The 20,645-nt window shown below is 48.5% G+C and carries 12 protein-coding genes and 3 pseudogenes; 4 read left to right on the plus strand and 11 right to left on the minus strand.

Annotated elements, in window-relative coordinates:
• Positions 1-9 precede the first annotated feature (9 nt).
• Both rpsR and rpsF read right to left on the minus strand, forming a co-directional pair.
• Positions 10-282 (minus strand): 30S ribosomal protein S18, encoded by a 273-nt coding sequence (rpsR, locus tag HUX74_RS18950; protein ID WP_004288442.1) that lies wholly within the window; start codon positions 280-282, stop codon positions 10-12.
• A 2-nt stretch (positions 283-284) separates the two neighbouring features.
• Complete coding sequence (gene rpsF, locus HUX74_RS18955; protein WP_025832522.1) at positions 285-629, minus strand: 30S ribosomal protein S6; 345 nt, start codon at positions 627-629, stop codon at positions 285-287.
• A 159-nt stretch (positions 630-788) separates the two neighbouring features.
• Here rpsF and HUX74_RS18960 point away from each other — a divergent pair, with 159 nt between their 5' ends.
• Both HUX74_RS18960 and HUX74_RS18965 read left to right on the plus strand, forming a co-directional pair.
• Positions 789-1,235, plus strand: a complete 447-nt coding sequence (locus HUX74_RS18960; RefSeq protein WP_005830183.1) for a MarR family winged helix-turn-helix transcriptional regulator — start codon at positions 789-791, stop codon at positions 1,233-1,235.
• 199 nt (positions 1,236-1,434) lie between these two features.
• The gene (locus HUX74_RS18965) at positions 1,435-1,611 is read left to right on the plus strand and encodes a hypothetical protein (protein ID WP_165491355.1); all 177 of its coding nucleotides are present in this window, start codon (positions 1,435-1,437) and stop codon (positions 1,609-1,611) included.
• A gap of 96 nt (positions 1,612-1,707) precedes the next feature.
• On the opposite strand, the gene HUX74_RS18970 is transcribed toward HUX74_RS18965, so the two are convergent.
• From HUX74_RS18970 to HUX74_RS18985, 4 genes are all read right to left on the minus strand, one after another.
• Positions 1,708-2,409, minus strand: coding sequence for a response regulator transcription factor (locus HUX74_RS18970; RefSeq protein ID WP_005830176.1), 702 nt, complete (start codon positions 2,407-2,409; stop codon positions 1,708-1,710).
• A gap of 5 nt (positions 2,410-2,414) precedes the next feature.
• Positions 2,415-3,959 carry a sensor histidine kinase KdpD gene (locus HUX74_RS18975; RefSeq protein WP_117599979.1) on the minus strand — a complete coding sequence of 515 codons (1,545 nt, stop codon included), beginning with the start codon at positions 3,957-3,959 and terminating at the stop codon, positions 2,415-2,417.
• A gap of 300 nt (positions 3,960-4,259) precedes the next feature.
• Positions 4,260-6,416, minus strand: a complete 2,157-nt coding sequence (locus HUX74_RS18980) for a translation factor GTPase family protein (RefSeq protein ID WP_117966737.1) — start codon at positions 6,414-6,416, stop codon at positions 4,260-4,262.
• 254 nt (positions 6,417-6,670) lie between these two features.
• Entirely contained in the window at positions 6,671-8,332 is a 1,662-nt protein-coding gene (locus tag HUX74_RS18985; protein ID WP_174647232.1) for an IS1182 family transposase, read from the minus strand.
• Positions 8,333-8,545: 213 nt separating this feature from the next.
• On the opposite strand from HUX74_RS18985, the pseudogene HUX74_RS21100 reads away from it, so the two are divergent.
• Positions 8,546-11,864, plus strand: a pseudogene (locus HUX74_RS21100) (beta-galactosidase).
• A gap of 94 nt (positions 11,865-11,958) precedes the next feature.
• Here the strand turns inward: HUX74_RS21100 and HUX74_RS18995 are convergent.
• Positions 11,959-12,299, minus strand: a pseudogene (locus HUX74_RS18995) (mannonate dehydratase); the annotation flags it as partial.
• Positions 12,300-12,317: 18 nt separating this feature from the next.
• Positions 12,318-12,417: pseudogene (locus tag HUX74_RS21105) on the minus strand (mannonate dehydratase); the annotation flags it as partial.
• Between the two features lie 128 nt (positions 12,418-12,545).
• Here HUX74_RS21105 and HUX74_RS19000 point away from each other — a divergent pair.
• Positions 12,546-13,118: a DNA-3-methyladenine glycosylase I gene (locus HUX74_RS19000; protein ID WP_117599977.1), complete on the plus strand. Its 573-nt coding sequence runs from the start codon at positions 12,546-12,548 to the stop codon at positions 13,116-13,118.
• A gap of 130 nt (positions 13,119-13,248) precedes the next feature.
• On the opposite strand, the gene HUX74_RS19005 is transcribed toward HUX74_RS19000, so the two are convergent.
• The 3 genes from HUX74_RS19005 to HUX74_RS19015 all read right to left on the minus strand — a co-directional run bounded on the left by HUX74_RS19005 (position 13,249) and on the right by HUX74_RS19015 (position 20,565).
• Entirely contained in the window at positions 13,249-16,344 is a 3,096-nt protein-coding gene (locus HUX74_RS19005) for a glycoside hydrolase family 2 TIM barrel-domain containing protein (RefSeq protein WP_174647233.1), read from the minus strand.
• 208 nt (positions 16,345-16,552) lie between these two features.
• The gene (locus HUX74_RS19010) at positions 16,553-18,481 is read right to left on the minus strand and encodes an alpha-L-arabinofuranosidase C-terminal domain-containing protein (RefSeq protein WP_174647355.1); all 1,929 of its coding nucleotides are present in this window, start codon (positions 18,479-18,481) and stop codon (positions 16,553-16,555) included.
• 77 nt (positions 18,482-18,558) lie between these two features.
• Positions 18,559-20,565: a glycoside hydrolase family 127 protein gene (locus tag HUX74_RS19015; RefSeq protein WP_174647234.1), complete on the minus strand. Its 2,007-nt coding sequence runs from the start codon at positions 20,563-20,565 to the stop codon at positions 18,559-18,561.
• Positions 20,566-20,645 lie beyond the last annotated feature (80 nt).

Raw genomic sequence — 20,645 nt, forward strand, 5'->3', positions numbered from 1 at the left:
CTCCTCCTATTATTTCATCATGTCAGTTACATAGGGCAGCAACGCCAAGTGACGTGCTCTCTTCACAGCTTGAGCTACACGACGTTGGAACTTCAAAGAAGTACCGGTAATACGACGCGGAAGGATTTTACCTTGCTCATTCAAGAATTTCTTCAAGAATTCAGGATCTTTGTAGTCAATGTACTTAATACCGCTCTTCTTGAAACGGCAGTATTTTTTCTTCTTAACGTCTACTGAGGGTGGAGTTAAATATCTGATTTCTGATTGAACTTGTTGTGCCATGATTAATCCTCCTTTTTAGTTGATTTAACACTTCTTCTCTTCGCAGCATATTCAGCAGCGTACTTGTCTTGTTTGAAAGTCAAGAAACGGATAACGCGCTCGTCACGACGGAAGTTTACTTCCAATTTTTCAATGACAGTAGGTTCTGCATTGAACTCAATCAGCTGATAGAAACCGGTTGACTTCTTCTGGATAGGATATGCCAGCTTCTTCAGTCCCCAGTTTTCTTCATTTACAATCTCAGCACCTTCAGCAGTAAGGATGCCTTTGAATTTCTCTACCGCTTCCTTCATCTGAACATCAGACAAAACGGGAGTCAAAATGAAAACGGTTTCGTATTGATTCATACTCGTTTAATTAAATAAATAAATTATTCGTTTTAAAAATGCGGTGCAAAGGTAGACATTTTATTTTGAACTACAAACATTTAATGTTTTTTTGTGTAGGGATATAGGAATTGTCTTCAGCTTGCCTTATCTTTGCAAAGTTGTTTAAACAATAATTTCATGATAGAGCAATTTAACTTTGATATCCGCCTTATCTTTGCCATACTGAACGGCAAAGTGTCGGCTGCCATTAACCGCAAACTGTCCCGTAACTTCCGTCAGAACGGTCTGGAGATTACTCCGGAACAGTGGACTGTCCTCATCTTCTTATGGGAAAAGGACGGGGTGACACAACAAGAGTTGTGTAATGCAACTTTCAAAGACAAGCCCAGCATGACGCGCTTAATAGACAATATGGAGCGTCAGCATCTCGTCGTGCGCATATCGGACAAGAAAGATCGCCGCACCAATCTGATACATTTGACCAAGGACGGCAAGGAACTGGAAGAACGTGCGCGCGTCATTGCCAACCAGACCCTCAAAGAAGCCTTGAAAGGCATCACCATCGAAGAGCTCAGTGTGAGCCAGGAGGTACTGAGAAAGATTTTCTTCAATACCAAGGACTAAGATATAGGGATTAGGGCTTAAGGATTAGAGATTAAGGGAGGAGAAAAAAGGGGATGAAGCTTCATTTTTCATTCCTCATTCTCCATTCTTTATTAAAATATGGATTTTTTGCAAAAATAATTTCGCTTGTTAAAGAATTATGCTTTTCTTTGTGACAAGAATACGAAAGAATATAATAATCTAATTAAAATACACACACATGAAAGGTTTATTAAAAAATCTGGGATTGATATTAGTCGTAATAGGAGCTGTAATCCTGGTTGCATGTTCTTTTACCGGCAATGTTAACAACAATGCCATCTTGGGCAGTTCTGCCGTTTTGGTTGTAGTGGGATTGATTTCCTACATTGTCATCAACAAGAGAATTGCCGACTAATATCAAAAGGAAAGAAATAAAGAAGGCGGTTTGCATATACATGCAAGACCGCCTTCTTTATTTTCTCTTCTTCTCTTCCTCCCAAGCCAAGTCTCATCAAGACTCAGCCTCCGGAGTAATCAGTTTATATCCCTTTCCGTGAATATTGATGATTTCAATTGAATCATCTTCTTTCAGATGCTTACGCAACTTCGTGATATATACATCCATACTACGTGCATTGAAATAGTTGTCATCAATCCAGATAGTCTTCAATGCAAAATCACGCTGCAAGATTTCATTGGCATGTGCACAAAGCAAACCCAGCAGTTCAGATTCCTTGGTGGTCAGTTTGGTCTGCTTCTCAGCAGTCGCCAGAATCTGTTTCTGCGTATCGAATGTAAACTTACCAATCTTATAGATGTTGCTCTCCTTGTTCTTCTTTCCGCGAACGCGTCTTAGAATAGCTTCAATTCTGAAAGTCAGTTCTTCCATACTGAAGGGCTTGGTGATGTAGTCATCGGCACCAATCTTGAAACCTTCCAAAATATCTTCCTTCAACGTCTTTGCCGTCAAGAAGATAATTGGAATTTCGGCGTTGGCCGCACGCACTTCCTGCGCCAGTGTGAATCCGTCTTTCTTCGGCATCATCACATCAAATACACACAAGTCATATTTATTCTTCAGGAAAGCCTTGTATCCTGCCTCTCCATCGGGATATAACTCGGCGGCGTAACCTTTTGCCTGTAAATATTCTCTCAAAAGCATGCCAAGATTTTCATCATCTTCGCACAATAAAATACGCAGTTTCTCGTCCATATCAATCAATTTTTTAATAAAGGTAATGCAATAATAAATTTAGTTCCTACGTTCAGTTCACTTTCTGCTCGGATAGTTCCCTTATGATCCATGATAATCTTCTTCACATAAGCCAGTCCCAAGCCGAAGCCTTTCACATCGTGCAGATTACCTGTATGCACGCGATAGAACTTCTCGAATATCTTTTTCAAATTCTCCTTTTTGATGCCGATGCCGTTATCTTGGATGGAAATCATCAGTTTGCCCGGCTCATTCCAGGTCTTCACCGTCAATTGCAAATCCGCATCCGGACGTTTATACTTCACCGCATTATCCATGAGGTTGAAAATCACATTAGTGATATGCATCTCATCAGCAAAGATCACGGGATCTGTAGCTTCAAGCTCCGATTCAATCTTTCCATTATAACGCTCCACTTTCAGCGTAAACGTATTGATAACACCTGTTATCAGTTCATTAGCATCCAGTTCCTTCATCTTCAATGTAGCCTTCTGGCGGTCAAACATTGACATCTGAAGCACTTTCTCAACCTGGAATCTCAAACGCTTCGTCTCATCGTTTATAACACCCGATATATGCTGGAACATGGCCGGAGACTTGCCCACAGCCGGATCTTTCAACATTTGCGCCGCCAACGAAATCGTTGAAATCGGTGTTTTGAATTCATGCGTCATATTGTTGATGAAATCATTCTTCATCTCCGTCAGTTTTTTCTGGCGGAATACGATGTAAATCGTAAAGATGAACGTCACCAGCAGTACAAAAGTAAATATCATCGACGGTATCATAAACCTGACCGAATCAAAGATATAATCCTTCTTTCCCGGAAAATGTATCTTGACGATACTCATACGGGCAGGCGGATCATTCAAAAACAATGGCTGCGAATAAGAACTTTCACTCCCAACATCGCTATAATCCGAACAACGGTATACTTCTCTACCCTCCCGGTCTATCACCTTAAAATGATAGTCCATATCACCGAGACCATTTTCTATCAGACCAGCTTTAAGATACTGGTCCAGACTTTTGAAATTAACACGCTCTTCAATCGGCTTGTCACTGGCATTATATACCATCTGCAACACAACCTCATCTACCAATGCACGCTGGTAAAGATAGCGATTTTTAAGCATCTCTATCTGCGAGCGTGAAGTCTGGGGAATTGTTTTTACCCCATGTTTGCGTGAAATCATTGCTCTTGGCAATTCAGAAGGCTCATTGCTGAAAGTCTTCAATTCCACCGAAGAACGGACACTGCCATCCGGAGCTGTCATCACAAACCGCTGGGTCCGCATCACTCCGCTACTGCTTTGCGATTGCTCCCATGCTTTCTTTTCCGCCTCGGAGATATCCTCATTCAGCCAACGCACAACCTCCGCGGACTCCGCCTCTTTCGAAGCAGCCATCAACGCACGTTTCACCGCCTCCTCAAATTGTCCGTTACGCATCTTCACCATCTCCTCAATATAGCCAATCTGCAAATACAGCAAACTGAGGAAGGAAAGACCCATAACAACACCTAATATCCATATAGTTGACTTTTTCATAGTCACAAAATTAACACTCCCTAATTAACACTCCTAACCAATTAACCTGATTTAACCGGACGTTCTCGTAAATTAACCGAAGACCATTTTTTAGGTTGTATTATGAGCATTATAACAAAAACACAAGTCTTTGGTTTGCAAATTTAATAAAAAATTAATCATTCAATTCACAATTCCACATGTTCTTAATCTACGTTAATGAAAAAAGCCGTCATTACTTGCCATGAAGTAACAACGGCTTTAACAATTGTTATATTAGCAGCCGGTAGTTACAACAGCCAAACTACCAACTCCTGAAAGTCATTCTTCAGCTTGCTTAGCCTCAAATTCCTTAATCAGTTTATCCTGCACATCACTCGGGACGAGTTCATAGCTGGCAAACTTCATGATGAACGAAGCACGTCCACCGGTCAGTGAACTAAGTGCCGTAGAGTAGGATGACATTTCCTTCAAAGGTACTTTGGCACTCAATTTTTCGTAACCGGCCTCGCTGCTCATACCCATAATCATGGCACGGCGTCCCTGCAAGTCACCCATCACATCACCCATCTTGTCCGACGGAACAAATACCTCCACGTCATAAATGGGTTCCAGAATCTTCGGGCCTGCATTCTTGAACGCTTCGCTGAACGCGTTCCGTCCTGCCAGCATAAAGGAAATTTCATTGGAGTCAACCGGGTGCATCTTTCCGTCATATACGATGACACGTACATCACGGGCATACGAACCGGTCAACGGTCCCTGCTCCATACGTGACATGATACCCTTCAAGATGGCCGGCATGAAACGTGCGTCAATGGAACCACCCACAATACTATTGACAAATACCAGCTTGCCACCCCATTCCAATGGAACTTCTTCGGTACCCTTGACGTTCATCTTGAACTCCTGACCATTGAATTTATAGGTTTCGGGCAACGGCATACCTTCGTAGTAAGGCTCAACAATCAGGTGGACCTCACCGAACTGGCCTGCACCACCCGACTGTTTCTTATGACGATAATCCGCACGGGCAGCTTTCGTAATCGTTTCACGATACGGTATTCTCGGTTCTTCAAACTTGACTTGTAGTTTCTCGTTGTTTTCCAGACGCCACTTCAAGGTACGCAAATGGAATTCACCTTGCCCGTGTACAATAGTCTGACGCAATTCTTTAGACTGGTCTATCACCCACGTCGGGTCTTCCTCGCGCATACGGTTCAAAGCAACCATCATCTTTTCCGTATCCGACTCGTTCAGCGGCTTGATAGCACGTGAATATTTGGAGTTCGGATATTTAATGAAGTTGAAACGGTTTTCAGAGCCCTTACCGTTCAATGTATTACCGGTATGTACGTCCTTCAGTTTCACCGTACAGCCGATGTCACCGGCTACCATTTCCTCTACCTTGATACGGTTGGCACCGGCACAAGCATAAATCTGCGCAATGCGTTCTTTGGAACCACGGTCTGCATTGGTGAAGTCATCACCTTCGTGCACCTTGCCACTCATAACCTTGAAATACTGGACATCACCGATATGCGGTTCAACGGCAGTCTTGAAGAAATACAAGGAAGTCGGTCCGTCAGAATCCGGCTTCACCACCTCACCGCGTGTATTGTGCACCGGTGGCATTTCGTCCACAAACGGCACCACATTACCCAGGAATTCCATCAGACGGCGTACACCCATATCCTTACCGGCACAGACACAGAATACTGGGAACATACCGCGTGAAGCCAGTCCCTTGCGGATACCTTCGCGCATTTCGTCTTCTGTCAAAGAGTCCTGCTCAAAGAATTTTTCCATAAGGCCTTCGTCATGTTCGGCTGCAGCTTCTACCAAAGCCTTGTGCATCTCTGTAGCCTTTTCCATTTCTTCGGCCGGAATCTCTTCAATAGTGGGAGCGCCACCTTCGGGTCCCCACGAATATTTTTTCATCAAAAGTACATCAATCAACGAATTAAAATTCGGTCCGGTAGCCAGCGGATATTGCACGGGCACCACCTTCGGACCGTATATGGTTTGCAACTGCTCAAGTACCATGTCATAATCGCACTTTTCATTATCGAGCTGGTTTACCAGGAAAATAACCGGTTTGCCCAGTTTCTCGGTATAGCGGAAATGGTTCTGCGTACCTACCTCAGGACCGTATTGTCCGTTCAGCAGCAGTATGGCAGTATCAGTAACGTTGAGCGCCGTCATGGCAGCTCCTACAAAGTCATCACTACCCGGACAGTCAATGATATTCAGTTTCTTACCGTTCCACTCCACATGGAAAACGGTGGAAAACACAGAATAACCGTATTCCTGTTCCACCGGGAAGTAATCGCTGACTGTATTCTTGGCAGTAATTCTGCCGCGACGTTTTATAATACCACTCTCAAAGAGCAGCGCTTCTGTGAGAGTGGTTTTACCCGAGCCGTCATTGCCAAGGAGGGCAATGTTCTTAATTTCATTCGTCTGATATACTTTCATGATATATTAAGATTTTAAGTGAATAACCTGACATACGATGATGCCGTTAACTTTTTGTGAGGCGCAAATTAGGCATTAATTCAAAGAAAAGCAACATCGGGAAGCATGTTATAAAACACAATACCCCCTACCTATAACTTAAGAAACAAGTGCAAACCAAATAGAAAAGACAGAAAAACATCACAAAAAGAGGTTGTGTCAAAACGTTGGCACAACCTCTTTTATATTTTAAGTTCTGCTATATTTTCTTTTGGCTATGCTACTTTTTCCTCATGCATTTGGCAGCAAGTTGCTATATTCCAATTATATCGGGTTATAAATAGTCCCATAAACAAATATTTGGCAACTGTAATGAGCCCCTTTCCTTCTTTTATCAGTTTAGCGCACATTTTTTTGATATTAAAGGCTATAGCAAAGAAAGCAAAGTCCATTGTAACCTTGTCTTCTCCCACATGCCGGAATCTTCTGTATGCCATGTTGTATTTCATTTGTCCAAACACAGCTTCTGGTTCTATACACCTCCTGCCTCTATGCTTGATACCTTCTTCTGAGAGCAACCTTTCCCGTGCCTGCCGTTTGTATTGATTTAATCGGTGGTTGACTTCTATAATACGGTTCCCCCGAGCTTTAAAACAACTGCCACGCAAAGGGCAACCTTCGCATCTTTTTGCTTTATACCGGGCACTTTCGGTGATGTATCCGCTCGCTGTCTTGTCACGTTTGGTTCCTATACGGTTCATGTGCTGTCCCATAGGACAAACGTAATAATCCTCTTGGGCATTGTAATGGAGACTTTCGGCATGGAACGGGTTGGGAGTATAACGGGGACGCTGTTCTTTATGGAAGTAATTGTACTTGATGAAGGCTTCTATCCCATTCTCCTGCATGAACCGGTAATTTTCTTCCGAACCGTAACCGGAGTCTGCCACGCAGATATTCGGTAAACGGTTATAGCGGTACTGGAAAGAGTGGAAAAAAGGTATGAGGGTCAGTGTATCGGTAGGGTTGGGAAACAGACGGAAGTCTGTGATAAATTGGTTTTCAGTACCTATTTGCAGATTATATCCGGGTTTGGTCTGCCCGTTCTTCATGGCATCTTCTTTCATGCGCATGAATGTGGCACCAGGATCGGTCTTGGAATAGGAGTTACGTTCTCCAAGGGTATCAAGGTGATTGTCATATTCTATCAGCTTGTCACGATACCCTTCAAGTTCCCTGACCTGCTTCTTCTTTTTGCGCAGGGCTTTCTTTTCTTCCTTATCCTTTGTTGCAGGCTGGCGTTCCAGGGCTTCTTTAAGTTCATCCACTATGTCAGAGAGCCTGCAGGAAGTAAACTCCACGGATGTGTCTTTTATAGAGTTCTCCTGTGCAATGGTTTCATCCACCTGCTCCAAGAGAATACGGATTTTATCCATTAGTCTCGTACGGTTCCGTTCGACTGTCTTGCGCCAGACAAAAGCATATTTGTTGGCTTTGGATTCAATCTTGGTGCCGTCAATATACTCCACATCAAGGCTGATGAAACCTTTATCGGCAAGGACAAAAATCAACTGGGTAAATACATTATTTATTTCCTCCTTTACACGGTTACGAAAACGGTTGATCGTGATAAAATCCGGATGCTCATTACCGGCAAGCCAAATATAATGAATGTCACGAAGGAGGTGCTTCTCTATTTTACGGCAAGAATAATAATTATTCATGTAGGCGTAGATTATCACCTTAAGCATCATTTTAGGATGATAAGGACAACGGCCCGTTTCCTTATAAAGCTTCTTGAAACTCTCAAGATTGAGGTTGTCAATAACAGCATTCACGATGCGGACCGGGTCGTTCGCAGCTATGTTTTCATCAATTCTTTGTGGAAAAAGAACGGTTTGGTTGGGAATGTAAGGACGAAAATGTAACTTTGCCATAACGAAAAACTTTATGCCTAAAGATACGAAAACTTTGGGTAATAACAAAGCCCGGGCTTGAGAAAGTCTGGGCTTTGCGCATAAAAAAAGGCTGTGTCAGCATTTTGACACAACCTCTTTTTGACACATTTACATACCCTCCATTTCTCAACTTTCGCATATCTTTGCCCAAAACATAAACGATTTATTAATTATCTAATACCGAATTCTTAAATGAAAAGGAAAATTATTTGGAGTTTTGCATTGCTGGCCTGCCTTTGCTGCCTGCCATCTGCAAAAACAAAAGCACAAACGAAAAATGCCGCAATCATACCAGGGGAAGTATGGAAAGACACCGACGGCAATCCCATCAATGCCCATGGCGGCGGCCTTCTTTACCACGAAGGAACCTACTATTGGTATGGCGAATACAAAAAAGGAGAAACCATCCTGCCCGAATGGGCTACGTGGGAATGCTACCGCACCGACGTAACCGGTGTCAGCTGCTACTCTTCGAAAGACCTGCTGAACTGGAAGTTCGAGGGTATTGTACTTCCTGCCGTGAAAGACGACGAGAAACACGACCTGCACCCCAGCAAGGTGCTGGAACGTCCCAAAGTGATTTACAACGAGAAGACAAAGAAATTCGTCATGTGGGCGCATGTGGAAAGTGCTGACTACAGTAAGGCATGTGCCGGCGTAGCGGTCAGCGATTCTCCTACCGGAACATTCACCTATGTAGGCAGCTTCCGTCCCAACGGTGCGATGAGCCGCGACCAAACAGTGTTCATTGATGATAACGGCAAGGCATATCAGTTCTACTCTTCGGAAAACAACGCTACCTTATATATAAGCGAGCTAACGGATGACTACCTGAAGCCCACTGGTCGCTATACACGCAATTTCGTGAAGCAAAGCCGCGAAGCACCCGCCGTATTCAAGTATAACGGCAAATACTATATGCTCTCTTCCGGTTGTACCGGCTGGGATCCCAATGTTGCCGAGCTGGCTGTAGCCGACTCCATCATGGGGCAATGGACTACCATCGGCAATCCATGTACCGGTCCTGATGCAGACAAGACCTTCTATGCACAAAGCACTTACGTGCAGCAAATATACGGAAAAGGAAATGCCTACATTGCCATGTTCGACCGCTGGAAAAAGAAAGACCTTGAGGACTCGCGCTACGTATGGCTCCCGCTTGAATTCGGCAAGGACGGAACAATCACGATACCCTGGCGCGACAGCTGGGACCCGCGTACCCAATGGGAAGGACAAGGCGACTTCTCTGCCGGCAAAGGAACATTCCTATTGAACGGCAAGCCGTTTGTCTCAAAGTCGCAGAACTGCACTATCCACGCATCCCCAAGGCCTATTGGGACCAACGCATCAAAATGTGCAAAGCACTGGGCATGAACACAGTCTGCCTCTACGTCTTCTGGAACTCTCATGAGTCTCAGCCGGGTGTATTCGACTTCACCGGGCAGAATGACTTGGCAGAATTCTGCCGCTTGTGCCAGCAGAACGATATGTATGTCATCCTGCGCCCAGGGCCCTATGTCTGTGCCGAATGGGAAATGGGCGGACTGCCCTGGTGGTTGCTCAAGAAGAAGGACATACGCCTGCGCGAATCCGACCCTTACTTCATAGAACGTGTAGGCATCTTTGAAAAAGCCGTTGCCGAGCAGGTAGCCGACATGACCATACAGAACGGAGGTCCCATCATCATGGTACAAGTAGAGAACGAATACGGCTCCTACGGGGAAGACAAAAGTTACGTATCGCAAATCCGCGACATCGTACGCGCCAATTACCCCGGCGTAGCACTGTTTCAATGCGACTGGGCGTCCAACTTCACCAAGAACGGACTCCACGACCTGGTATGGACCATGAACTTCGGTACAGGAGCCAACATCGACCAACAGTTTGCACCGCTGAAGAAACTCCGTCCTGATAGCCCGCTGATGTGCTCCGAATTCTGGAGCGGCTGGTTCGACAAGTGGGGAGCCAACCACGAAACCCGTCCGGCTGCCGACATGATTGCCGGCATTGACGAGATGTTGTCCAAAGGCATCTCCTTCAGCCTCTACATGACCCACGGAGGGACCAACTGGGGACACTGGGCAGGAGCCAACTCACCCGGATTCGCCCCTGACGTAACCTCTTACGACTACGACGCCCCATCAGCGAATCGGGACAGACCACTCCCAAATACTGGGAATTGCGAAAAGCATTGTCCAAATACATGAACGGCGAGAAGCAGGCTAAAGTTCCCGCTTTAATCAAGCCCATCCGTATTCCGTCTTTCCAATTTACAGAGATGGCTCCTTTGTTCGACAATCTTCCTGCTGCCAAGAAAGACTGCAATATCCGTACCATGGAGGAATATAACCAGGGATTCGGAAGTATTCTCTACCGCACCACACTGCCCGAGATGAAAACCCCGTCCCTGCTCACTGTGAACGATGCGCACGATTATGCCCAAGTTTTCCTAGATGGCAAATACATCGGCAAACTGGACCGCCGCAACGGTGAAAAGCAACTGGAATTCCCCGCCTGCCCCAAAGGTGCACGCCTCGACATTCTGGTAGAAGCCATGGGCCGCATCAACTTTGGACGTGCCATCAAGGACTTCAAGGGTATCACCCAAAGCGTAGAACTTACCGTAGACATCGACGGCCGTCCTTTCACCTGCAACCTGAAGGATTGGGAAGTCTATAATCTCGAAGATACATACGATTTCTATAAGAACATGAAGTTCCAGCCCATCGGCTCACTGAAAGATGAGTTAGGACAACACATTCCGGGTTGCTACCGTGCCACCTTTAAGGTGAACAAGCCCAGCGACACATTCCTAAACTTCGAGACTTGGGGCAAGGGACTTGTCTACGTCAACGGGCACGCCATGGGACGCATTTGGGAAATCGGCCCGCAACAGACCCTCTACATCCCGGGATGCTGGTTGAAGAAAGGCGAGAATGAAGTGATTGTCTTCGACATCATCGGTCCCAAAGAAGTTAAGTCCGAAGGACTGAGCGAGCCATTGCTGGACCAACTACTCGTTACCAAACCGCTGACACACCGCAATGAGGGTGAAAATCTCGACTTGTCCGGTGAGCAGCCCGTCCTCTCCGGCAGCTTCAATCCCGGCAACGGTTGGCAGGAGCGCAAATTCGACCAACCCGTCACCGGACGTTATGTCTGCCTGGAAGCCTTGAGTGCACAAGATGGAAAAGACCTGGCTTGCATTGCCGAAATGTATCTGCTGGATGAGAATGGGGAACGTCTGTCACGCGAACCCTGGATTGTCAATTATGCCGACAGCGAAGACGTATCCCACGTCAACTGTTCTGCGGACAAAATCTTCGACCTCCAGGAATCAACCTATTGGAGCACAACAAAAGACACTCCATACCCGCATTCTGTCGTGATTGACTTGGGTAGTACCCGCACCCTGACCGGCATACAATATCTACCCAGAATGGAAAGCGAGGTACCGGGTGGAATCAAAGACTTCAAGGTTTACGTAAAATCCAAGGCTTTCAACTATTAAGTCGGACTTACATACGCTAATAGATTATTTAGACATGGATTACACGAAAAATCAATCAAACAGATTTTCCGTACAATTCATCGTCTACCACAGCCGGCATTGCCTTCGTACTGCGCAAATGCACAAAGTGGGTACGCTTGGCAAACTTCCTTGCCAGTTCACGGGTATCATTCTGTTCACCGGTACCCAATGAACCGGCATAAAAAGTCAGGCCATTATGAGGATTGTCCACTGCCCTCAATATCGAGGTAATATCCGCCTCGTCTGTCACAATACGCGGCCCACAATATCTGAAAAGGAGGGTCATTAGGGTGTATCACATATTCATCCCATATTCTTCGCACACCTGCATGATGACAGACAAGAAATAACGCATATTTCGCGTAAAACCTCCCAGTCTATCCCTTTGTATAGCGCCAGCAAACGCTTGAATAGGAAATGTCTCATCTTCCTAGGAATGTTGCAAGTCCGTGCGAATCCAGTCAATCACCGGCATTAGGTTGTAACATACCGTCTGGATGCCTGCCTTGCCGAGATTGGCAAGAGTTATCTTGTCCTTCTTGCCAAACCACCTTTTTGCAAAAGTAAGAAAGAATATGGAAACTGTCCATTCTGAATAGATAGATTTGTTTATTCACAATGAAAACAATATCTTAGCATCTCATTACAAAAATAACTCTTATGCAAGACATTATAAACGGACGTTGCGGCTGGTGCGGAACCGACGAGCTGTATGTGAAATACCACGATGAAGAGTGGGGAAAACCGGTAACAGACGACAAGACACTATTCGAGTTCCTTGTATTGGAAAGTGCCCAGGCCGGACTGAGCTGGATAACCATCCTCAAAAAGCGGGAAGGCTACCGCAAAGCCTTTTGCAATTTCGATGCCTCACAAGTGGCGCAAATGACTGACGAAGACGTGGAACGGCTGATGCATTTTGACGGCATCGTGAAAAACCGTCTGAAAATTAAGTCGACCATCACCAATGCACGGCTGTTTCTTGCCATACAGAAAGAATTCGGCAGCTTTTACAACTACACGTTATCCTTCTTTCCCGATCGGACACCGATTATCAACCACTTCCAGTCATTGAGTGAGATTCCGGTATCGTCTCCCGAATCAGATACCATGAGCAAAGACATGAAAAAACGGGGATTCAAGTTCTTCGGCTCTACCATCTGCTATGCCCATCTGCAAGCTTCGGGATTTATCAACGATCATCTGACAGATTGCATTTGCCGGAAAAGGTAAGTTGTATCATGATATAAACGAAGAAATATACAAAAGCAAACAAAGCATCAATAGCAAAGCGGTCGCCTTTCCAATGGGGAGGGCGACCGCTGCTGTGTTATGAAACCAGTGGTTTAGTACGCAGTAAATGTTATTCTATTCCGATGCTGTGGCGCACGGGAGAAAGGATGAACGTAAACTCATAATCAGCGTATGGCACCAGGTACTCCGGACGCGCAATACGTCCCCAGCTGTCCTCACAACCCAGACCAGCTTGTACCTTGTCGATACAGAGATTAGTCAAATCAGCCTCTTCCACTTCTTGCGAGTGTCCCTGCTGCTTGTCCAAACCCTCGTCCAAAGACTCGATGGTATAGTGCAAGGCCGATGCGGAGAAGGGGGCTTCGGCCACAATCTTAATGCCACTGCCAGACTGATTCAACATCTTCCACCAGCGGATATCGGTCTTTGTTCCGTTTTCCTGCGGACGGATATAAGGATAGAACTGCTCTGTCACGCTCTGGCGATAGATGCCTAAATCTGTGCAATGGTTACGGTCGCTATAGTTCTCAACCGGACCGCGTCCGTAGTATTCGACTGTTTCGAAACTGCGGGGCATGGGCATCTGCAAACCGAAACGGAACATGTTCGAAACTTTGGCGTTCTTGTCGGCTATCAGCTTCTGGGTTATCTTGATGGCACCGGCATTGTTGATGACATACGTCAAGGCCAGCTTAGCGGAAACACCTGGCATATCGTAAGCTGATTCTACTATGACCTGATTGTTCTCCGTACGCTGGTTGAAAGAAGTCAACTTGATTTCCGGATTCTTCCAAACGATGTACTTGCGTTGCAGGCCCGCACCGAAATCATTGTCGGTCGGAGCACGCCAGAAGTTGGGCGTCAAGGCCTCACCGTCCTTAATCATATTCTGTCCGTTCACTTCGTACTTGGTCAGGTAACCGTTGTGCTTGTTGATTTCTACCCGGAACGCATCACCTGAAACGATGAGATACTTCCAATCGTTATCCTGCACTTGGGGAGCCACCACCTCTACATTGCTCTGCACGCAGTTCTTCAGTTCCATGGAAGGAGCCTTGTAGGGATTGAGTGCCAGCTGGTCCTTGGCCACCACATGGCCGGCGGGAAGCAGACCCTCGCGGTTCTTCAGCTTATAGGAAACGTTCAGCAGCCATTCGGTACATTGGCAGGTCTTGCCCAAATCCAGTTTAATCTTGGCTGTCTGCCGAGGAGCTATATTCAGATTATCCACGCGACCGGTACGAATTGCCTTGCCGCCTTTCAGCACCTCCCACTCCATGTAATAGGCAGAGAGGTCGCGGAAAAAGTACTCGTTGAACACATTGATTTCACCGTTCTCCAAGTCGGCCGGAGTAGTCCAGATGTCCTGATAGATACGCCCCACTTCGTACATGTGAGGATTGGGCACACGGTCGGGGCTGATAAGACCGTTATCGCAGAAGTTCACATCACTGGCATCGAAGCGGTTGAAGTCGCCGCCGTAGGCATAAATCATCTTGCCGTTCTTGCCCGTCCAACGGGGAGACTGGTCAACGAAATCCCAGATAAAGCCGCCTTGGTATTTGGGATACTTGCGAACCAAATCCCAATACTCCTTGAAGCCTCCTTCAGAATTGCCCATGGCGTGAGCGTATTCGCACTGAATGAGAGGTTTCGTCATGGAGGCATCCTCACAATACTTCCGGCAGCCCTCATAACCATAGTACATAGGGCAGTAAATGTCAGTCTTGCCTGTCTTACCGGCTTGCTCGTACTGGCAGGCACGGCTGGGGTCTTCGGCTTTCACCCAATCGTAGGCGGCCTCGAAGTTAGGACCATAGCCGGCTTCGTTGCCGAGCGACCAGAAGATGATGCTGGGATGGTTGAAACTGCGCTGCACGTTGCGCTGATTGCGTTCCAAGTGCGCTTTTCTATAATCATCACGCTTGGCAAGGGTCTGCTCGCCGTAGCCCATGCCGTGAGACTCGATATTCGCCTCTGCCACTACATAGATACCGTACTGGTCGCAAAGGTCATACCAAAGATTGTTGTCGGGATAATGGCAGGTGCGCACGGCGTTCAAGTTGAACTGCTTCATCACCTGGATGTCCTGCAGCATACGTTCGCGAGAGATGACATAACCGCCGTCCGGGTCCATCTCATGACGGTTGGCGCCCTTGAAGAGGACGGGTTGGCCGTTGACAAGTATCTGTTCTCCCTTCAGTTCTATCTTGCGGAAACCTACCTTTACGGGAATCACTTCACTGCTGCCTTGCAGGGTGGCACGCAGAGTATACAAGTAGGGTGTTTCTGCCGTCCATTTATGAGGATTCTCCACATTTATCAGGGCAGTGCCACTGCCTTTGGCAGCAGCTGTAGCCACCTGCTTTCCGGCAGCGTCCAGCAGTTCAAGGCTGACGTTACCGCCACCCTTCACATCGAGCTGCACTCTCAAGGAACCGTTGCGGTAGTCGGCATCCAGGTCGGGAGTGACGCGGATATCCTGGATGCGTTTCTTGTCGCGGGCATAGAGATAGCAATCACGCCCTACACCGCTGTAGCGGAAGAAGTCCTGGTCTTCGAGATAGGTACCGTCGCACCAGCGGAATACCTGGAAGGCAATCAGATTCTTCTGGCCGGGCTTCAAGTAAGGGGTCAAGTCGAATTCGGCTTCGAGCTTGCTGTCTTCACTATAACCTACATAACGGCCGTTCACCCACAGATACATATTGGAGGTGACAGAGCCGAAATGGGCGATGATGTCCTTATTCTTCCAGTCGGCGGGCACGGTAATCTCACGGCGGTAAGAACCTACATGATTGTTCTCGACGGGCACCTGCGGCGGGTTGTTCTGGAACTGGTTGCGCCAGGCGTAGCCAATATTCACATAGATAGGGTCGCCAAAGCCGTTCAGTTCCCACACGCCGGGGACGGGGATGTCGTTCCAACCTTTGTCATTGTAGCCCACACGCCAGAAGTCGGTAGGGCGAGCATCGGCATCCTTCACCCAGAAGAACTTCCAGATGCCGTTCAGTGTCATGAAACGGGACGATTGTTCTTTCAAGCCCCGGGTGGCGACATCGGCCGACTCGTAGGCGAAGTAGTTGGTGTGCATGGGGGCACGGTTCACGGCGTTGACCTCAGGGTCGAGCCATTCTTTGAAAGACTGTGCGCTGGCAGACAAGGCCAAGGCTGCAAACAGTCCGGTAATAAGATGTTTCTTCATGATGATTAGTTTAAAAATAGTAATAACAGCATAGGGAATGCTCCGAATGCTGTTACAAAAATAAGGCGAATCGGGCTATTTCAAGAGGAGAATCGGCCCAAAAAGGATGAATATTTGCTCACGAAAGCAATTTTCCACGGCTCATGCCCCGGAAAGGGGAGGGAAAACTAACTGTATGCCATCTCCCTCCACCTTTCGGAAAGGGATGTCAATGCAGGCGGTAGACGCTGAATGAACGGGGCTGCAGCTCCAAGTCGAGGGATTGCACGCCGACTTGCACCGGGCGGATACGGGGAACGAGAGCTTCTTGTTCCAAGGTATTCACCGTACGCCAGTCACAGTTCTGCAGATACGTGCACGAACCGCCGATGAGTTGGCGTTTCCTCAAACCGTTGAAGTTAACTTGCACTTGGGCCGGGGTACTGCCTGCGTTGACCAGCTTCAGGATAATTTCTCCCGTAGGGGTATCGAGGGAGGCCGTAGCATAGAGGCTGTCTTGCCCAGCCACCGGCTTGCCGTCCATCTGCAGACGGAGAACGTCGGTACCGGCATTCATTCCATACATCTGCTGGACGTAATAGTTCGGGGTGCGCATCATGCGGAGGTTGTCGAACCAGATAAGGTCCGGATTCCACTGCCAGGCATCCACATGGGCAAAGAGCGGGGCGTAGGTGGCAAGGTGCACCACGTCGGCGTTGCGTTCCAGCCCGGTCATGAAGGCTGCTTCGGAGAGGGCGGCAAGGAAATTGTTGGCCTTGCCCGTGGGGTGGTCGTGGGAGGCATACTCGCCGGCAAAGACTTTGGGGCCGCGGCGGTCGTAACTGTCATAGCGGGCGGCATTGGCAAAGAACCAGTCGGGGGCCATGTAGTAGTGCTCGTCCACCAGGTCCACACCGATGCGTTTCATCTCGGGCCAGAGGTAGTCGAACTTGTCACCATCGGCGTTGGGGCCGGAGGAGCCAACAATCTTGATGTCGGGATAGTGGGCGCGGATGGCTTTGGTAAAGACTTCCAGACGCTCGGTATAGACCTTATCCCACTGTTCGTTACCGATGCCAATCATTTTGAGGTGGAACGGCTCCGGATGTCCCATCTCGGCACGCAGCTTTCCCCAGGTGGAAGTAACGGGGCCATTGGCGAATTCGATAAGGTCGAGGGCATCCTGCACGTAGAGGTCGAGCTCGTCGAGGGGCACCACTTCGTTGCTCTCGTACTGGCAGGAGAGGCCGCAACTGAGAACGGGAAGCGGTTCGGCTCCGAGATCCTCACTCAGCAGGAAGTATTCGTAGTAGCCCAGGCCCAGACTTTGGAAATAGTCGGGGAAGGCCTTGTGCTTGAAGGTGTAGTTCCAGCGGTTCTCATTCAGCGGACGGTTCTCCACCGGGCCCACGGAGTTCTTCCACTGGTAGCGGGTGGCAAGGGTGTTGCCCTCGATGATGCAGCCGCCGGGGAAGCGGAAGACGCCGGGGTTGAGGTCATAGAGCGCTTGGGCGAGGTCGGCACGCAGACCGTTCTCTCGGTTCTTCCAGGTCTTGACGGGGAAGAGCGAGATGTGGTCCATGTCCACCGTACCCTCCGTCAGCAACACCACACGCAGACGCGAGTGGGCATCGGTGAAGGGGGAGCGGAGGAGGACGGTCTGCTTCTGCCAGCTGTTGCCGCTGATTTCGATTTCCTTGGTCAACAGATTCTCGCCGCGGGAGTTCAGCAACTCAACGGAGAGCTTCATGGGGCGGGCATCGGGAGTGCGGGCATAGGCAGTGAAACGGTATTCCTCGCCTTGCTTGAGGCCGATGCCACGGAAACCTTCGTTGTCGAGCCCGGCACGCAGCCGACGGCCGTCGTTGACGATGCGCACGTAGTGGGGATTGCGGTCGAAGCAGGGCTCGGCGTCCTGCACCGTGACGTTACCAAAGGGTACCCAGCCAACGAAGGGCTGCGGGAACTCGAAGGAGCGGTTCTTCACCAGTTCAGCGTAGAGTCCGCCGTCGGCACCGAAGTTGATGTCTTCGAAGAAGATGCCGTACATCGTGGGCTGTATCTTGGCTGTCGGCCGGGATACGTCAACGGTCATTACATGTTGTGCCTGCGCACTCAAGGCGCAAGACAATAAAAGGGTGGTAATCAGTTGTTTCATATAAGTAATGTCAAATGTTATAGTAATACGGAAACAGTTTACAAAAATAATAAAATCTTTAGATACAGATACATAGTTTATTCCTGCAGTTCTGCCGAAGCGGCTCCCACTTCTATCGGCAGCCACACTTCCATCCGGCCTTCACCACGATGCGCCCAAGCATAATAAGGAATCAACGTCAACTTCACATCCTTCGCGGCAAGGCGGCCCGTGGCGTCATAGCTCAAGGCTTGCGCACGGGTGGTAATTTCGTTGATACCGCCCAGCAGGTCGGGGCGCTCCACCACTTGGAACTTCGGATGCCGGTTCAGCAGCAGGGTGGAGATATCGAAATCATTGTCCGGCCACTCGGCGCAATACACCAGCGGACCATGCTCTATGGCCACACGGCCACGGTTGGCGGCAACCTTGTCATTGGCCTTCACCACACGCGGCTGCATATCAAAATGAATTTCCACTACATCCCCTTTCTTCCAGTGGCGGTCGATGCTGAGGTAACCCTTCTGCAGTGCTCCCTTCACCTCCTGACCGTTGACAGACACGCGGTAGGCAAGCTCCTCTCCGTCGGCATACGAATACAAGCCACCCGGTAGCACACTGCCGCGTACCCAGCCCGGAATACGGACATTCATGACGAACGGCTGGTTGCCCTTTGCCACTGTCAAGCGGATATCACCGTTCCAGGGATAAGAGGTTTCCTGCTCCAGCACCACATTCTTCCCGTTCACCTTCAGCTTGGCCCGGTTGGAGAGGAACAGATTGACATACACCTTGTCATCCTTCACCGCATAGACATAGCCCGGCAGCGAAGGGATGAAGCGGCTGATGTTGCTGGGGCAGCAGGCGCAACCGAACCACGGCTGGCGCGTAATCGTGTGGTCGGCATTGAAACGGTACTTCCCGTCGCAAGCCAGCGGATTGGGATAGAAGAACCGTCCGCCGTCCAGCGAAACACCGGAAATCAGACCGTTGTAGAGCGTACGTTCCAGCACGTCGAAGTATTTGGCATCACCGTGCAGCAGGAACAGACGGTAGTTGGTATAAACATTGCCGATGGCGGCGCACGTCTCGTTATAGGCCGTCAGGTTGGGCAGTTCATAGTTGTCGCCGAAGGCTTCACCCTCATGGCGCGCACCGATGCCACCGGTAATGTATATCTTCTTGCCCACAATGTTCTCCCAAATGCGATCGATGGCACGGACATAAGAGCTGTCGCCCGTGATGGCGGCCACGTCAGCCATGCCCGAGTACATGTAGCCTGCGCGCACGGCATGTCCCACAGCCTCATCCTGCTCCAGCACGGGCTTGTGCGACTGCAAATAGATATTCTTGCGCGCCGTAGTACCGCGTGCATCGAGGAAGAACTTGGCCTGGTCGAGGTATTTCTTATCGCCCGTCACCATATAGAGGCGCACCAATGCCATTTCAGCAATCTGGTGTCCGGGAATCACACGCTTCTGTCCGGGACCTTCGCCGATATTCTTGCATACACAATCGGCATAACGGATGGCTATATCCAGAAAATTCCGCTTGCCAGTAGCTTGGTAATAGGCCACAGCCCCTTCCACCATGTGTCCCAGATTATAGAACTCGTGGCTCAGATTCTCCACCTCCGACCAGCGCTCCGGCCCCGACCAGTTGTGCGGATGTTTCGGGTTCATCGTGCGGGCCGTATAGAGGTATCCGTCCGGCTCTTGGGCAGCGGCAACGATGACGAGCACGCTGTCGATATATTTTTCCAGTTTCTTGTCCGGGTAAGTCTGCAAGGAATAGCTTGCCCCTTCAATCGTCTTATAGACATCCGTATCATCGAAGGAGAAGCCCTCCACTTTATATTCGTCACTGGGATGAGCCGCTTTCACAAAGTTCTCATAGCGTCCCGTCTCCTCGCATTTGCCGAAAGCCAGCGGAATGGTTACCTCACGGTTTGCCTTCAAGCGTTGTCCCCAGAAACTGTCGGTCACCTTGACCGAAGTGAAAGGCACCGGGTCGATGGGATAACCCGAATGCAAAGACTGCTGCTTTTGTGCCGATGCATTGCCGGCTATGGCTGCAACAAATGCCAATGTCAATAATTGCTTCATATCTTTTAAGGTATTGAGTTATTATGTTTTCAAGCACGGAATTACACGGATTTTTAATTTCAACACAGAGCCACAAAAGC

It is taken from the genome of Bacteroides sp. Marseille-P8574 (assembly GCF_902825465.1).
Classification (GTDB): Bacteria; Bacteroidota; Bacteroidia; order Bacteroidales; family Bacteroidaceae; genus Bacteroides; species Bacteroides uniformis.

Bases quoted from the DNA above. Each gene is read 5' to 3' on its own strand.
- rpsR (WP_004288442.1), bottom strand. From the start codon at position 282: ATGGCACAACAAGTTCAATCAGAAATCAGATATTTAACTCCACCCTCA.
- rpsF (WP_025832522.1), bottom strand. From the start codon at position 629: ATGAATCAATACGAAACCGTTTTCATTTTGACTCCCGTTTTGTCTGAT.
- HUX74_RS18960 (WP_005830183.1), top strand. From the start codon at position 789: ATGATAGAGCAATTTAACTTTGATATCCGCCTTATCTTTGCCATACTG.
- HUX74_RS18965 (WP_165491355.1), top strand. From the start codon at position 1,435: ATGAAAGGTTTATTAAAAAATCTGGGATTGATATTAGTCGTAATAGGA.
- HUX74_RS18970 (WP_005830176.1), bottom strand. From the start codon at position 2,409: ATGGACGAGAAACTGCGTATTTTATTGTGCGAAGATGATGAAAATCTT.
- HUX74_RS18975 (WP_117599979.1), bottom strand. From the start codon at position 3,959: ATGAAAAAGTCAACTATATGGATATTAGGTGTTGTTATGGGTCTTTCC.
- HUX74_RS18980 (WP_117966737.1), bottom strand. From the start codon at position 6,416: ATGAAAGTATATCAGACGAATGAAATTAAGAACATTGCCCTCCTTGGC.
- HUX74_RS18985 (WP_174647232.1), bottom strand. From the start codon at position 8,332: ATGGCAAAGTTACATTTTCGTCCTTACATTCCCAACCAAACCGTTCTT.
- HUX74_RS19000 (WP_117599977.1), top strand. From the start codon at position 12,546: ATGCAAGACATTATAAACGGACGTTGCGGCTGGTGCGGAACCGACGAG.
- HUX74_RS19005 (WP_174647233.1), bottom strand. From the start codon at position 16,344: ATGAAGAAACATCTTATTACCGGACTGTTTGCAGCCTTGGCCTTGTCT.
- HUX74_RS19010 (WP_174647355.1), bottom strand. From the start codon at position 18,481: ATGAAACAACTGATTACCACCCTTTTATTGTCTTGCGCCTTGAGTGCG.
- HUX74_RS19015 (WP_174647234.1), bottom strand. From the start codon at position 20,565: ATGAAGCAATTATTGACATTGGCATTTGTTGCAGCCATAGCCGGCAAT.